Origin of the sequence: Curtobacterium sp. MCBA15_013 (genome assembly GCF_001865095.1) — a bacterium.
Lineage (GTDB): Bacteria > Actinomycetota > Actinomycetes > Actinomycetales > Microbacteriaceae > Curtobacterium.
This window is the reverse complement of record NZ_MJGQ01000013.1, coordinates 116,659-131,735: the sequence shown is the minus strand read 5'-3', so window position 1 is coordinate 131,735 and position 15,077 is coordinate 116,659. Positions and strand designations below refer to the sequence as shown.

The window sequence follows — 15,077 nt, the reverse complement described above, 5'->3', positions numbered from 1 at the left end:
GGATACGGCTCGACCCCCGGAGCCATGCCACTGGAACCCCGGGGGTCGATCACTCAGTCACACAAGCGCCATGCTTGCCGAACCCGCAAAGCACGCTTGCCGATTTCGAAGCAACCCCTTCACCTCTCTACCCGCCAACCGCCGTTCCACACAAAGGGGCTCGACGACCACGCGGCAAGAGCCGCTATTGAATACGGTTCAGAATTCGATGCCTTCCACGTGCCAAGCATCTCTTCAAGCCATCGCTTTGCACCCGCAGGGCCCGACGCCGCGAATCGCGTGTCCAAACCACTAGCAAGGTTACCGATCAGGGTCGACGCAAGATCCGCATATAGCGCGCCCAACTTCAAGCGCTTGAACTGCTCCGCCACCCGACTTCCGAGCGTGGCGTTCCACGCCGCTGGTGGGCTGACCTCGAACTGCAGCGGGGCACCTGGCGCCTCCAGCACTGTTGCAACCAACCACTCCTCGTCTCCAAGGTCATCGAAGTAAGGATGAATCGGTTCATTGGCAGCGCTTTTCGCCACGTATGCGCGCTTGATGCCGTTACAATCGCTACAGATAGGTACCAGGTTAAGCGGGACCAAGGCCAATCGAGGGTATTTGGATTTCGGCAGGAAGTGGTCAAGGTCATGCACCCGACCGTGGAGACATGACGGACAGCGAGAGCCTGCCCCCGACTTCAACGCGTCGTACATATCCCGACCGACACCGGACGAGAATCTGTTTTTCCACGCCCACTGAACGTCGTCTTCATCCGGAGGATCAATTGACGGATGCTTCTGAGCGGTGAGCCGAAAATCACCGCCGATCGCATTTGAAGTAAACTCCTCCTCGCCTTCGACGAGTTCCGATTCAAGCCGCCGGAGATTCTTCACCTCCAAACCGGATCCCAGCTCATCCAGCACACGCCGGATATCGAGATCCGGTTTTGCAATGCTTCTCACCCGAGGTCACTCTCCCGACGAGCAAACCACGAGTGAAGCAGAGCGCGGGCTTCGAACCCAAGCTCACCCTTGAACTGCTCCACAACCGCGTCGTACCCGCCACTCTCGGACGCTAGCTCAAGAATCATCTTGTGAAAACCAGAATCGCGCACCTCTAGGCCAAAGACTGCGTTCGTTAAGGTACCAATATTTTCACCAAACGATTCGATCTCCACTCGCTCGATTCTCTGTGACTTACCTGATCTCTGAACCCGACGGACACAGCGAACAGGAACCTCTTGAAGAATCACCGGCGAATGAGTCGCGATTATTGCCAAGCCATTCTGCTGTTGCATCAGGTCAGATAACGCGCGAGTGAAAGCAGAGAGCAAAGGCGGATGCAGGTGCGCTTCTGGCTCATCGAGAATCACGAGCGTCTCAGCAGTTACTGTCTCGACGAGCCTCGTGGTGGTCAAAAGTACGATCTTGTGACCAGAGCTTAGTCGCCTAAAGAGCTTCGCAGCTCGTTCCTCAAAATCGGAACGAGCTTCGGCGCTGGTCAATCGTCCCTCGTCTGCTAAATCCGAAACAGCCGCGTCTTTGAAATTCGGATCGGACTCCAGGTTCTTGAGAGCTGACCTCCATCGTTCCGGAGACTTGGTGACAACTTCGGCGGCACTCTTCGCGAAGCCATGCGCCAACTCCATCGGCCGCCGAGTACGTCGCGGCAGTGGAACGGAATAGGCCGACACTGTGGGCTCGGCGCGATTCTCTCTGATGGCCTTGCCGGTGGCCTCGTCGATCCGCTGCTGATCCTTTCTCGGAAGCGCCTGCAGCCCGATGAAGGAATACGGCACGGCCCACTGAGACGGACTGTCGTGCACGGGAACCGCAAGATCGTCGAAAGCGCTGAACGCGACGTACACTACGTTTGCTATCCCTGCATGCGGGGCACCCGTACTAGTGGAGAGTGCTCCGTCCTGCTCTTTGGCGACACCAGTTCCCAAGAGCGCACGTGTCATTGATTGCAGCAATGTTGTCTTGCCGGAGCCATTGCGACCAATTAGGACGTGCACATTGGTCGGAGGCGTCGAGCCTGGCTCGACGTCGAACTCCAGAACAATGGGCGCATTGCGCTCAAAGGGGTTTTGGGATGGCTTAGTAAAAGTGAAGCTGAACGATCGCTTTGGATCACCATTGAACGCGATGTTTGCGAACGTCTGCTCTACCGTCTGAAAAGGAACAGACCGCGCTAAAGATCGCGAGACAGTGGGAGAGCCGATCCTCTTCTGGAACCGCTCTCGGTCAATGGCGAGGTCCTTCATGGCTCGCAACGTCAAACGCATCTCAGCTTTACCGAGAAGCCTCCACAGAGCCTGATAGTAAGTCTCGTCTTGCCCTAGTGAAGCATAACCCTTCGGCAGCTCCTCGAAACTCTCTTCTAGGAACGTCCGCGTACCGCCAGTACCGTCCGTGGCTTCTTCGTATGTCGCCTCTAGGTCAGCAATCTTTACGGAACCAAGATCGTGAATGTTCCCCTGGGCGTCGACCAAGGAAGCGAAATATAGGGTTTTCCAGCGCCACCAGTCGTTCCAGCTCAAAGGCTGGAGGACGACCACAGGCAATGACCAGCTGTCGTCAACCTCGAACTTTGAGGCTGTTATTAATCTGAAGTACATTGAACCGCCCTCACAAGGTCGGGTTGAACGTGCCGGACGCGCCAGTTGCCTCGTATGAGGGTTCGTCGCTCCCGAACCTCCCCGTGACAAGTGACAGGTTTCTTCGCTGACCCCAGGTCCCCGAAGGAAACCTAACTCTATTTGAAGACTGTTACCGTCTTGACATCCTCGGCGTCCGCGGCCGTGATCTCTTCGAAGGGGTCGCCTCGATCCACGACACTTTCCTCAGGCTCGATCGGCCGCCGCGCGTTCTCATCGAGGACGAGGCGCTCAACCTGCTCGATGTACCGCGGCGCGCTAAGGGCCGCAGCAACTGTGCTGAGCGATCCGAACGAGGCGTTCGTGCCGCCTACGTTCACCGTTCGAGTACGGAAAGTCCGCGCAAGAGTCAGGCGAGGTGCCACTTCGACGGCTCGGACTGTCACCTTGACCACCCGAAAGTCGCCTAACGATTCGCCCGTTTCTGGGTCGGTGACGCCTCGAAATCCAGGATCAAGGACCGCGAAGTACATACCCTCGCGGACACCGTTCTCGCTGCCGCGATTCAATATCAGTTCCCGATCGCTGACAATCTGGGCCACGCTGCCGGTGATGTTGGACGCCGCTGGCGCCGCCGCCAGGTCTTTGTCGTCAGTCACGATGTCTTCCCCTGCTCTTCGGTCATTTTTCGCAACATGTCGCTGCCAGCAGAACGCGTGCGCTTCACTGCGTCGCCCGCGCCGGGCGAGATAAGTTCCCATTCGCCCATGGACTCATAGAGGGCTGTCCGTACGCCCTCCAAGTCACTCTGAGCGCTGACGATCCCTAGGCTGACCCTGACATTCATCTGGAGCTCAGCAAGCTGCTGAAGCGTGGTCTGGACGTCTTCGACGGCTCGTACCGTTTCATTCAACTTACGTACTGCACCGGCTGCTTCGGCCCGGTTCGAGCGTGCAACCGGCTTGACGTCGATCAGGACTCCCAGGAAAGCGCCGACCACTCCAGACACACCGGTGATGACACCCGCGGTCAAATTGTTGGGCGAGAGGATCAGGCCCATGGCTACGAGCGCGAGCGCCAGCGCTGCTGCCACCCCGGTGCGACGCCCGAGCTTCAGTTCGTAGCCGCGGACGCGGACCACGCTCCGGTCCCCGCCATTGTCCGCCGCTCCCACGAGTTCAGCATAGGGCTCGCCAGCGCTCGCGCGCGAGGATCGACTGGTCGGCGTCCACGTCGGCGGTCTGCTCTAGTCTGCGAGCATGACAAGTGGAAGCGCCAGCGGGTTCTGGTCCTACGTGCACGCTGATGATGAGGCGTCGCACGGACGAATCGCCCAGCTCGCCCGCGACATCAAGGCCGAGTACGAGATGCAGACCGCGGAGTCGGTCGAGCTGTTCTTGGACCGGGACGACCTCGACTGGGGCGATTCCTGGCGATCTCGGATCGACACGGCCATTACGTCCGCCGCGTTTTTTGTGCCGGTCATCACTCCGCGTTTCTTCAAGAGCGTTGAGTGCCGCCGAGAGCTTACGCGTTTCGCCGAGAGAGCCACCGCCCTCGGGGTGAAGGAACTCATCATGCCGATCCTATGGGTCGACGTGCCAGCACTTGCAGATGCGTCAAAGCGTGACGACGTGATGGACATGATCGTGGACTTCCAGTGGGTGCCGTGGACGATCTTGCGCCACGCGCCACGCGAGTCGGCCGAATATACTACTGCCGTGGCGCAGCTCGCGGCGCGCATCGTTGCGGTTAACGCTGCGGTTGATGAACTCGACCTCGCGGATGCGGCAATCTCGGCAGAAGATGAAGATGAAGATGAGGACGACGGGCTCGGTCTCATCGAGCAGCTTGCTGACATGGAGCTGTCCATGCCCGAGTGGGTGGCCTCCGTTGAGGCGATGTCGGCTGACATCGCGGCTCTTGGGCAGGTCGCGGAGGAGGGGTCAGCTGAACTCACCGAGGGGGGCCCGCATACCAAGACCTTCGCAGGTCGCTTGACGTTGCTCCGCGGAATAGCGACGCGCCTGCAGGAGCCCGCGGATGCTCTTCAGGCGCACGGCGAGGAGTTCACCTCGAAGCTTGCGTCGGTGGACCGCGGCGTACATCTGATTATCGAGCGAGCCAATCAAGAGGTCGAGGGAGAGCCGGAAAGCCGGGCGGCGTTTGAAACCTACTTTGAGAGTCTGCGTGCCCTTGATGCGGAGTCCCAGTCGACTGCGACAATGACCGAGGGCTTTCTTGAATCCGTGCTGCCCCTTCGAAAGCTGTCGCGAGACATGAAGAGGCCGGTTCAGGCAATTCAGAATGGACTTATTCTGATGCGAGAAGGGGTCGACGTCATTCATGGGTGGGTTGGCGAAATCGACTCGCTCGGCTGGGACACGCAGGAGTCGGACTAGCGCAGTGGGGAGGCCACCGCTCGGCGCCTCCCCACTCTTGCATGGTCGGCCTAGCTCGAATCACCGACGATCGGGGGGTCGGCTGGAGACGGCCCGTCAGGACCTCCCGTCCCCCACCCAGAGGTCGCGACGACGGCCTGCAGGTCGATCTGGAGACGTCCGAGAATCGACACCGCCTCGTCGTTCGCGGTCGTGTCGGGGCCATCGATCTTCGCGATGTTGCCGTACGCCCTCGCAAGGGCATCGAGCCCCTGCGCTGCCGCCTGGAACCCCCGCGCGTTAGGCTCCCTCGCCAGCCGGAGGCGGGCTTCCTCCAGATCGCCGAGCATTCGCGCACCGAGCGACTGACGACGCTCTTTCGCATCCGTCGCCTGTGCCACGGCGGCCACCGCGGTCTGCCGGCGGTCGAAGGTCAGACTCGCCTGCTTCGCGACGTTTGAAACCGTGGACGCGGCCACACCGACCGATCGGGAGATCTCGTTTCGGCCTGTGCCTTCCTCGATCATCGCCACGATGCTGCGGCGCTTGGACTCATCGAGTGCCATCGGGACCTCCCGAGGCGTTCAGCAGGGGCGAGCCGCCGAAGTCGAGGTTCGCGGACACGTCTCGGATCGCCTTTTCGAGCAGGTGGTCGTCGTCCGGCGTCTGCCCGACGGTGGCACGCCACTCTTCGACGTCGGCGTTGTAGAGCAAAGTCGACGTGGTGGCGGATACCGAGTGCTGGGAGACCGCCTGTTCTAGGACCGCGGCCCAGGCGTCACCCAGTTGCTCGGCGCTGCTCGCCTCAACTGCGGCGAGCGCAGTCGGGTCCCCCATCGACGCGAGCCGTTCGACCGCCAGCCCCTCGATCTCGGCGATGGCGTCATCGGGCTGGGGTGAAGTCACGATCAGCCGGGTAGGCATGCGGTCCACGATCGCCGCGAGAGTCTCCCGGTCGGCCGACTCGATCATCTTGGTCAGGTTATGACCGGCGTTAAGGCGGGCCTCGATCTTGGCCCACTCGTTGCCGATTAGGGCCACCGTATCGGCGTCGGTCGGGCGCAGCCCCCGGAGGGCCTCGGTGGCCTTCTCCTGAGCCGGAGGGGTCCCGTCCCCGGCGCGGGCAGGGATCGCTTCCCTCAGCTTCTCCCGTGCGGCACCGAGACGCTGACGTGCGGGTGGTCGATCCGGAGTTCGGCGACGTCCTCGACGGTGACGATCCGCTCGTCGGGCGGGACGGCCGCCAGCATCGCGGCGAGCATGGTGGTCTTGCCGCTCCCGGTCGCGCCGGTGACGAGCACGTTGCGGCGCTCGTCGACCGCTCGCTCGAGGACCGATCGAGGGACGCGCGCGAACGCTCCGAGCGCCTCGAGCGACTGCAGGGTCGGCCGGGTCGGTGCGGGCAGTCGGATCGAGACCGCGGTCCCGCCGACGGACACGGGTGCGAGCACGACGTGCACGCGGATGCCGTCGCCGTGCCGGACGTCGACGCAGGGCGTGGTCTCGTCGACGTGCCGCCCGCCCCGTGCCACGAGTTCGGTCGCGAGTTCCCGCACCCGCCGTTCGGGCAGCTCGGGTCCGGCTCGTTCGAGCCCGCGTCCCCGGTCGACCCACGTCCCGCGGCCGCCGACCACGAGCACGTCGGTGACGCCCGCGTCGCCGACGAGCGCGGCGAGCTCCTCGAACTCGGCGGCGACGACGTCCCGACTCCGGATCGGTCGCGTGGCGCCGGGCAGGAACGGGGTGTCGGCACGGTGTCGGTGCATGCGACCAGAGAGTAGGGAACGGCCGTCGCCGTTCGGCGGTCCCCTGCACCTTCTGTGGAGAGCTACCCGCTTGGCGAGCAACGGACCGTTTTGTACCCCGGCACGCAATGCCGTACCCCACTCGGTGTCCCAGCGTCGGGACACCCGCACGCTACGGCCCGCCGAGCGGGGCCGAGTTCGTTTGTGCAACACGTGTCGAACAACCCGACGCACCGTTCCATGCAGGAGCATGGACAGGTCTGTCCACGCTTCGGCATGCCCGCGCGGATCGACGCGTGTCACCGACCACGAGCGCGGTCATCCGTCGGACGAACCGGCCCGGAAACGAGAAGAGGCGGCACCGGTTGGGGGGAACAGGTGCCGCCTTGACATCGGTGGATTGGGGGGAATCCGAACCGTTGCCGCCGGAAACGAGTCCAGCGGGAACTACTGTACCCCATGATCGGCCTCGGGAAGCAACCCCCGGATCGACTTCTGGGCGTGCCGCGGTGCACGCCCAGAGCGAACAGGACCACCACGGCCGCATGCGCCCCCGCCGACCCGCGCCCATGCCGAGGGGTAGTCTCCGACTGCACCCCTGCCGCAACGACGCGAAAGGACATCGATGTCCGCTCCGACCCAGACCGACCCCCGCAACGACGGAGCCCCCGGCAGCCCGGACACCCCGGACGCAGGCCGAGACGCCACGTTCCCCCCGTCGCCGGAGTTCGTCGCCGACGCCGTCGCACACGAGGACCTGCACGAGGCCGCCTCCGCCGACCGCGAGGCGTTCTGGGCGGACCAGTCCCGCGCGCTCCTCGACTGGCGGACGCCGTTCACCCAGACCCTCGACTGGTCCGGAGCCCCGTTCGCGAAGTGGTTCGCCGACGGCACGCTCAACGTCGCCGAGAACTGCCTCGACCGGCACGTCCGCGCGGGCAACGGCGACCGGGTGGCGATCCACTTCGAGGGCGCTCCCGGGGACACCCGACGCATCACCTACGCCGAGCTGACCGCCGACGTGCAGCGCGCCGCGAACATGCTCACCGACCTCGGCGTCGGGCAGGGCGACCGCGTCGTCGTCTACCTCCCCCTCATCCCCGAGGCCGTCGTCACGATGCTCGCCGTCGCCCGCATCGGCGCCGTGCACTCGGTCGTGTTCGGTGGCTTCAGCGCCGAGAGCCTCCGCGCCCGCATCGGGGACGCCGGCGCGAAGCTCGTCGTCACGGCCGACGGCGGCTGGCGCCGTGGCGCGGTCTCCGCACTCAAGCCCGCGGTCGACGAGGCACTCGAGGGCGAGGGCACCGACAGCGTCGAGCACGTCCTCGTCGTCAAGCGCGGCGGCAACGACATCGCCTGGAACGAGCGCGACCTCTGGTGGCACGACGAACTGGCGAAGGCGGACCCCACCCACGAGGCGCAGGCCTTCCCCGCCGAGACGCCCCTCTTCATCCTCTACACCTCGGGCACGACCGGGAAGCCGAAGGGCATCGTGCACACCTCCGGCGGGTACCTGACCCAGGCGGCGTACACGCACAAGAACGTGTTCGACATGCACCCGGAGAAGGACGTCTACTGGTGCACCGCCGACATCGGCTGGATCACCGGGCACTCCTACGTCGTCTACGGCCCCCTCGCGAACGGCGTCACGCAGGTGCTCTACGAGGGCACCCCCGACGAGCCGAAGCCCGGCCGCTGGTGGGACATCGTCGACGCGTACGGCGTCACGGTCCTCTACACCGCGCCGACCGCGGTCCGCGCCGCGATGAAGGCCGGCCGCGCGGTCCCGGAGGCCCGGAGCCTCGAGACCCTCCGCCTGCTCGGCAGCGTCGGCGAACCGATCAACCCCGAGGCGTGGAACTGGTACCGCCAGGTCATCGGCCACGACCGCACGCCCATCGTCGACACGTGGTGGCAGACCGAGACCGGCGCGATCATGATCTCCGCGCTGCCCGGCGTCACGAAGCTCAAGCCCGGTGCCGCCCAGACACCGCTGCCCGGCATCGTCGCCGAGATCGTCGACGACGACGGCCACCGCGCCGACCCCGGCGAGAGCGGCTACCTCACCATCACCGAACCGTGGCCGTCGATGGCGCGCGGCATCTGGGGCGACCCGGACCGCTTCGTCGAGACCTACTGGTCACGGTTCCCCGGTCGGTACTTCGCGGGCGACGGCGCCCGACTCGACGGCCAGGGCGACATCTGGATCCAGGGTCGGGTCGACGACGTCATGAACGTGTCGGGACACCGCCTGTCGACGGCCGAGATCGAGTCGGCCCTCGTCGGGCACGAGGGCGTGGCCGAGGCCGCGGTCGTCGGTGCCGCCGACGAGACCACCGGGCAGGCGGTCGTGGCCTACGTCATCCTCACGTCGGAGGCGGCGGCCGACGTCGACCGCGAGTCCGCCGCCGCGGAGCTCCGGAACTGGGTGGGCAAGCGGATCGGCGCCATCGCGAAGCCCCGGCAGGTGGTGATCGTGCCCGAGCTGCCGAAGACACGCTCCGGCAAGATCATGCGTCGCCTGCTCCGCGACGCGGCCGAGGGCCGTCGCATCGGCGACACGACCACGTTGGCGGACCCGACGATCATGGCGACCATCTCGGAACTCATGTAGCAGGAACGACGCGAGCCGCGCCTCCTGTCCGATCGGACTGGAGGCGCGGCTCGCGTGCCGTGCGCTGCTGACGGTCCGTCAGTCGGTGAGCTCCACCACCAGCTCGACCTCGACCGGCGCGTCCAGCGGGAGCACGGCGACGCCCACCGCGCTCCGCGCGTGGACGCCGGCGTCACCGAACACGTCGCCGACGAGCGTCGACGCGCCGTTCGCGACGCCGGGCTGCCCGGTGAAGGACGCGTCGGACGCGACGAACACCGTGACCTTGACGACCCGGGCGACCCGGTCGAGCGAACCGGCGACCGACTCGACAGCGGCGAGGGCGTTGAGTGCCGCCACCCGCGCCTGGGCCGTGGCGGTCTCGGCGTCGACCGTGCCGCCCACCTTGCCGGTGACCGGCAGCGAACCGTCCACGAACGGCAGCTGACCGGCCGTGTAGACGTACCGGCCGGTGACGACGGCGGGCACGTAGGCCGCGACGGGGGCCGCGACCGCGGGCAGGGTCAGCCCGAGCTCGGCGAGCCGGTCCGCGACGGTCATGCGTCGGCCTTCGGGCGCTTCAGGTAGGCGACGAGTCCGCCCTCGGGGCCGGTGACGACCTGGACGAGTTCCCACCCCTCGTCACCGAAGTTGTTGAGGATGGCGGTGGTGTTGTGGATGATCAACGGGGTCGTGAGGTATTCCCAGCGAGTCATGGAGATCCTTGCCAGCCTTTCAGTCGGCGGTGTCGTTTAGGCTGCATCCTATGTCTGCCCAGAAGACGTCTGCCTCGCGGACCAAGCCCGTCTCTGCAGTCGGCGCCTTCGTCGGTTTCGTCGGTTTCAGCGTGCTCGCCGGTCTGCTCGTCACGATCGGTGTCACCCCGGCCATCGCGGTCGCCGGTGTCACGACGACGTCGACGATCGGCGTGTTCGAGTCCCTGCCGGAGTACATCGAGATCGGTGACCTCCCGCAGCGCAACGAGCTGTACGCGTACCAGGGCGGCAAGAGCGTGCACTTCGCGACGGTCTACGACCAGAACCGTCAGGAGCTGAAGTTCGACCAGATCAGCGACCAGCTGAAGAACGCGGCGATCGACGGCGAGGACAAGCGCTTCTACGACCACGGCGGCGTCGACATGACCTCGCTCGTCCGTGCGGGCGTGGGCTCCCTCGCGGGCGGCCTCGGCGAGTCGGGCGGTGGGTCGACGCTGACCATGCAGCTCGTCCGCAACATCAAGATGAACCAGGCGCTCGAGCTCACCACTCCGGAAGAGCGTCTGAAGGCGTACAACGACGCGGTCGAGCAGACCATCCCCCGCAAGCTCGAGGAGATGAAGCTCGCGATCGGGCTCGCGAAGAAGTACACCCACAAGGAGATCCTCACCGGGTACCTCAACATCGCGTACTTCGGCGACCAGACCTACGGCGTGCAGGCCGCCGCGCAGCACTACTACAACAAGAGCGCGACCGACCTGACCCCGGCCGAGGCCGCCTCGATCCTCGCGATCGTGCAGTCGCCGAACACGCGCAACCTGTCGAACCCGAAGTACTACGACGCCAACGTCGCTCGCCGCAACGTCATCCTCAAGTCGATGTACGCGCAGAAGCACCTGACGAAGGCCGAGTACGACGAAGCCGTCAAGTCGAACCCGAAGGACTACGTCCACCTGACGCAGCCGTCCCAGGGCTGCAAGGCCTCGGTCGGCGACGGCTCGCAGTTCTTCTGCGACTACGCCGTGCAGGTCGTCAAGGAGATGTCGCAGCTCGGCGCCACCCAGAAGGAGCGCGACGCCGCCTGGCGCAACGGCGGCTACAAGATCCAGACGACGCTCGACATCGACGCCAACGCGCAGCAGAAGCAGGTGCTCAACACCTACGACAACAAGGCCGAGACGAACTTCAAGCTCGGCGCAGCGCTCGACTCGGTCGAGGTCGGCACGGGTCGCATCCTGACGATGGCGCAGAACAAGGACTACGACCAGTCACTACAGTCCCCGCCGACGTCGACGTCGATCAACTACAGCGTCGACAAGAAGTACGGCGGCGGCATCGGCTTCCAGGTCGGGTCGACCTACAAGCTCTTCACGCTGCTGCAGTGGCTCAAGGCCGGCCACGGCCTCAACGAGACCGTGAACGGGACGCCGCACAACACCGCCGTCTGGCAGCACTGTGGCGAACCGAGCTACACGAACTGGGCGCCGAAGAACGACTCCGCGGGTGAGAACGGCAACTACACCGTCGCCCGTGCGACCGCGCTGTCGGTGAACGCAGCGTTCGCCTCGATGGCCGCCAAGCTCGACCTCTGCGACATCAAGCAGACCGCGCAGGACCTCGGCGTGCACTCCGGTGACGACAAGACCGAGCTCAACTCGTACCCGTCCTCCATCCTCGGCACGAACAACATCGCGCCGCTGACGATGGCCGCCGCGTACGCCGGTGTCGCCAACAACGGCACCTTCTGCGAGCCCATCGCGATCGACAACGTCACCAACGCCGAGGGCAAGAGCCTCGGCGGCCAGCCGAAGGCCTGCAAGCAGGTCCTCGACCCCTCCGTCGCGCAGACCGCGGTGTACGCGATGAAGGGCACGATCTCCGGCGGTACCGCGGTCGGCGCACAGACGTACGACGGCACCCAGCTGTTCGGCAAGACGGGCACCACCGACGACGCCGACCAGATCTGGCTCGTCGGGTCGAGCACCCGCGTCGCCACGGCCTACTGGCAGGGCAACACCGACGGTGGCAAGAACAACCTCCGTCACTACGGCAACGGTGTCAGCGGCACCTACGCGAGCGCCCGTGCGGACGTCTGGCGGCAGGCGCAGACCCCGATGAACGCGCTGTACCCGGCCGGTGCCTTCACGGACCCGTCGTCCTCGGCCCTGCGCGGCAACGCGAAGGCCGTCCCGGACGTGACCGGCAAGACCGCTGCCGAGGCGAAGGCCGCGATCGGCGGCGCCGGGTTCACCTACGTGGACGGCGGCGCGCAGCCGGGCTCCGCGAAGGCCGGCACCGTCTCCTCGACCTCGCCGTCGGCCAACTCGCTGCTCTCGAGCGGTTCGAGCGTCACCGTCTACACCTCCGACGGCTCGCAGATCGTCATGCCCGCGATCGCCGGAGCAACGCTGGACACGGCGCGATCGAAGCTCAACGAGCTCGGGTTCTCGAACGTGAGCATCTCCGACTCGTACGTCAAGGGCGGCGCCGGCAAGACGTGCCGTGTGGCCTCGGTCGACCCGGGCGTGCACGCCGCGGCGAGCAAGGACTCCGCGGTGACGCTGACCCTCTACGGCGACAAGAACGGCAAGGCGCCCAAGGACTGCAAGTGAGTCGCGGTCGCGCTGCGCTGGGGGTCATCGCAGCGGGCGCGGCCGTCGGTGCCGCGTCGGCGGCCTGGGGCACGCTCGTCGAGCGACGTCGGTTCGGCATCCGGTGGGAGACCATCCCGGTGCTCCCGCCGGGGTCGCGCGACGTCACCGTGCTGCACCTGTCCGACATCCACATGGCGCCGTGGCAGGCCGACAAGCAGCAGTGGCTGCGTGACCTGAGCCTCGTCGAGCCCGACTTCATCGTCAACACCGGCGACAACCTCGGGCACCCCACGGCCAACGCCGCGGTGGAGTACGCGCTCGAGCCGTTCCGCGGCGTCCCCGGGGCGTTCGCGTACGGGTCGAACGACTTCTACGGGCCGACGCCGCGCAACCCGCTCAAGTACTTCGGCGGCCCGAGCACCCACAAGCACGGCACCCGCCCGGTCGAGCTCGACATCGACCGGCAGACGGCGTTCTTCGAGTCCCTCGGCTGGCTGGACGTGAACGACCAGGCACACGCCATCGAACTCCGCGGGTCGCGGTTCGAGCTGTTCGGGACGTCCGACGCCCACCGCGACTGGGACCGACTCGACCTGCTGCCGACCAACGTCGACGAGATGCGCGGCGACGTGCCCTGGTCGGAGGACGAGGACGGCCCCTCCCCCGTCGCCCTCGGCATCACCCACGCGCCGTACCGCCGGGTGCTCGACGCCTTCGTCACCCAGGGCGCCGACGTCATCTTCGCCGGGCACACCCACGGCGGACAGGTCCAGGTCCCCGGTGTCGGCGCGCTCGTCACGAACTGCGACCTGCCGCGTCGGTACGTCAGCGGGCTGCACAAGTGGCAGCACCGTGGGCACTGGTCGTGGCTCGAGGTCTCTGCGGGCCTCGGCACGTCGATCTACGCGCCGGTCCGCTTCGCCTGCCGACCCGAGGCCGTCGTGGTCACCCTGACCGCCCGCACGGACTGAACACGACGCGCCCGGGAGTTCGCCGGATGGTCACGACCACCCCCGATCATCGGATAGACTTCTGGGGTTGCTCCGGTACGGAGTGACCACACCGCGGGGTGTGGCGCAGCTTGGTAGCGCGCCTCGTTCGGGACGAGGAGGTCGCAGGTTCAAATCCTGTCACCCCGACACTGTGTTGAGACAGTACGAAGAAGGCCCTGGTTCTCCGGAACCAGGGCCTTCTGCTTTGCGTGGGGTGTCGGCCGGGGGCGCTCGCGCGTTCGTGAGCAGAAATGGTCGGGTGGCGTGCGGCGACCCGACCTTTTCTGCTCACGAAGTGGCCGCGGGCAAGCGCCCGCCCGGGCGCGTCAGACCGACGCGCCCTCCCCCGCAGCCACGAGCCGCCCCTCCGCGTGCAGCCCCGCCACCACGTCGAGCGCCTGGTGCCGGTACCGCGCCTGGGCAGCCCCCGGCGCGACGATCACGCCGTTCGCCCCGGTCGAGGCCACGAGGGCGTTGATCTTCGCCGCGACCTCGTCCGCGGTGCCGTACGCCTGACGCTCGGTCCGTGCCTGGATGAACCGCCGCTCGAGGTCGCTGAACTCGTACGCGCGGGCCTCCTCCATGGACACCGGCTCGGGCTTCGCGCCCTGCCGCATCCGGATGAACGAGATCATGCCCGGGGCACTCTGCTCGTCGATCACGGCGGGGTCCTCGTCGGTGACGACCTGCACCCCGATCAGCGCGTTCGGGGTCTGCCGGAAGCGCGACGGCCGGAAGGAGTCACGGTAGAGCGCGAGCGCGGCCTCGGTGTTGTCCGACGCGAAGTGGTGCGCGAAGGCGAACGAGACGCCGAGGGCACCGGCGACCTGCGCGCTGTACCCGGAGGACCCGAGCAGCCAGAACTCCGGCACGTCGCCGTAGCCCGGCACCGCTTGGATCCTGGCGAGGGGGTTCGAGGGGTCCATCCCGGTGAAGAAGCCGATCAGGTCGGCCAGCCGGTCGGGGAAGTCGTCGACGTCGAGCCGGTCCGTGCGGCGCAGCGCCATCGCGGTCGCGCCGTCGGTGCCCGGGGCACGCCCGAGGCCGAGGTCGACCCGGTCGCCGTAGAGTGCGCGGAGCGTGCCGAACTGCTCGGCGATGACGAGCGGCGCGTGGTTCGGGAGCATGACACCGCCGGAACCGATCCGGATGGTGGACGTCGCGGCACCCACGGCGCTGAGCAGCACCGCCGGTGCGGAGGAGGTGATCCCCGGCATGCCGTGGTGCTCGGCGACCCAGAAGCGCTCGTAGCCGAGCTTCTCGGCGTGCACCGCCATGTCGATGGAGCCCTGCAGGGCTTCGGTGTTGGACTGGCCGTACTCGCGGGTCGCCAGGTCGAGGACGGACAGGTGCACGGATGCGTCGCTCATGCAGTCGCCAACGCCACCCGGCCGACGTGCATTCCGTACCGCGTGCGGGCCTGGAGGCGCGGGTCGGCGCCGACCCACGCCTCCAGTCCGGCAGACGGTCGC

At 66.3% G+C, this 15,077-nt stretch carries 14 protein-coding genes and 1 tRNA gene; 5 read left to right on the top strand and 10 right to left on the bottom strand.

Features of this window, described 5'->3' with window-relative positions:
- Positions 1 to 119: 119 nt before the first annotated feature.
- From BIV01_RS19330 to BIV01_RS09365, 4 genes are all read right to left on the bottom strand, one after another.
- Complete coding sequence (locus BIV01_RS19330; RefSeq protein WP_139199282.1) at positions 120 to 947, bottom strand: HNH endonuclease; 828 nt, start codon at positions 945 to 947, stop codon at positions 120 to 122.
- Positions 944 to 2,605, bottom strand: a complete 1,662-nt coding sequence (locus BIV01_RS18960) for an AAA family ATPase (RefSeq protein ID WP_083413911.1) — start codon at positions 2,603 to 2,605, stop codon at positions 944 to 946. The genes BIV01_RS19330 and BIV01_RS18960 overlap by 4 nt, the downstream gene beginning before the upstream one ends.
- A gap of 137 nt (positions 2,606 to 2,742) precedes the next feature.
- The gene (locus tag BIV01_RS19325; protein WP_139199281.1) at positions 2,743 to 3,243 is read right to left on the bottom strand and encodes a hypothetical protein; all 501 of its coding nucleotides are present in this window, start codon (positions 3,241 to 3,243) and stop codon (positions 2,743 to 2,745) included.
- Positions 3,240 to 3,758, bottom strand: coding sequence for a hypothetical protein (locus tag BIV01_RS09365; protein ID WP_071302633.1), 519 nt, complete (start codon positions 3,756 to 3,758; stop codon positions 3,240 to 3,242). Before BIV01_RS09365 ends, BIV01_RS19325 begins: the two co-directional genes overlap by 4 nt.
- Positions 3,759 to 3,843: 85 nt before the next feature.
- Here BIV01_RS09365 and BIV01_RS09360 point away from each other — a divergent pair, with 85 nt between their 5' ends.
- Positions 3,844 to 4,986 carry a toll/interleukin-1 receptor domain-containing protein gene (locus BIV01_RS09360; protein WP_071302632.1) on the top strand — a complete coding sequence of 381 codons (1,143 nt, stop codon included), beginning with the start codon at positions 3,844 to 3,846 and terminating at the stop codon, positions 4,984 to 4,986.
- 50 nt (positions 4,987 to 5,036) lie between these two features.
- Here the strand turns inward: BIV01_RS09360 and BIV01_RS09355 are convergent, their stop codons facing one another.
- From BIV01_RS09355 to BIV01_RS09345, 3 genes are all read right to left on the bottom strand, one after another.
- Positions 5,037 to 5,531, bottom strand: coding sequence for a hypothetical protein (locus BIV01_RS09355; protein WP_071302631.1), 495 nt, complete (start codon positions 5,529 to 5,531; stop codon positions 5,037 to 5,039).
- Positions 5,518 to 6,006, bottom strand: a complete 489-nt coding sequence (locus BIV01_RS09350) for a hypothetical protein (protein WP_071302630.1) — start codon at positions 6,004 to 6,006, stop codon at positions 5,518 to 5,520. The genes BIV01_RS09355 and BIV01_RS09350 overlap by 14 nt, the downstream gene beginning before the upstream one ends.
- A 98-nt stretch (positions 6,007 to 6,104) precedes the next feature.
- Positions 6,105 to 6,731, bottom strand: coding sequence for an ATPase, T2SS/T4P/T4SS family (locus BIV01_RS09345; RefSeq protein ID WP_071302629.1), 627 nt, complete (start codon positions 6,729 to 6,731; stop codon positions 6,105 to 6,107).
- Positions 6,732 to 7,335: 604 nt separating this feature from the next.
- On the opposite strand from BIV01_RS09345, the gene acs reads away from it, so the two are divergent.
- Positions 7,336 to 9,324 carry an acetate--CoA ligase gene (acs, locus tag BIV01_RS09340; RefSeq protein WP_071302628.1) on the top strand — a complete coding sequence of 663 codons (1,989 nt, stop codon included), beginning with the start codon at positions 7,336 to 7,338 and terminating at the stop codon, positions 9,322 to 9,324.
- Positions 9,325 to 9,402: 78 nt separating this feature from the next.
- Here the strand turns inward: acs and BIV01_RS09335 are convergent, their stop codons facing one another.
- On the bottom strand, positions 9,403 to 9,864 hold the full coding sequence (locus BIV01_RS09335; RefSeq protein WP_071302627.1) for a RidA family protein: 462 nt from the start codon (positions 9,862 to 9,864) through the stop codon (positions 9,403 to 9,405).
- Positions 9,861 to 10,019, bottom strand: a complete 159-nt coding sequence (locus BIV01_RS19745; RefSeq protein WP_022907077.1) for a hypothetical protein — start codon at positions 10,017 to 10,019, stop codon at positions 9,861 to 9,863. The genes BIV01_RS09335 and BIV01_RS19745 overlap by 4 nt, the downstream gene beginning before the upstream one ends.
- A gap of 50 nt (positions 10,020 to 10,069) precedes the next feature.
- Between BIV01_RS19745 and BIV01_RS09330 the strand changes: the two genes are divergently transcribed.
- The 3 genes from BIV01_RS09330 (at position 10,070) to BIV01_RS09320 (ending at position 13,752) form a co-directional block, all read left to right on the top strand.
- A complete protein-coding gene (locus BIV01_RS09330; protein ID WP_071302626.1) occupies positions 10,070 to 12,631 on the top strand; it encodes a transglycosylase domain-containing protein in 2,562 nt (853 codons plus the stop codon).
- Positions 12,628 to 13,584: a metallophosphoesterase gene (locus tag BIV01_RS09325; protein ID WP_070418410.1), complete on the top strand. Its 957-nt coding sequence runs from the start codon at positions 12,628 to 12,630 to the stop codon at positions 13,582 to 13,584. The genes BIV01_RS09330 and BIV01_RS09325 overlap by 4 nt, the downstream gene beginning before the upstream one ends.
- 94 nt (positions 13,585 to 13,678) lie before the next feature.
- Positions 13,679 to 13,752 (top strand) — tRNA-Pro (locus tag BIV01_RS09320).
- A gap of 179 nt (positions 13,753 to 13,931) precedes the next feature.
- On the opposite strand, the gene BIV01_RS09315 is transcribed toward BIV01_RS09320, so the two are convergent.
- On the bottom strand, positions 13,932 to 14,975 hold the full coding sequence (locus BIV01_RS09315) for an LLM class flavin-dependent oxidoreductase (RefSeq protein WP_071302625.1): 1,044 nt from the start codon (positions 14,973 to 14,975) through the stop codon (positions 13,932 to 13,934).
- Positions 14,976 to 15,077 lie beyond the last annotated feature (102 nt).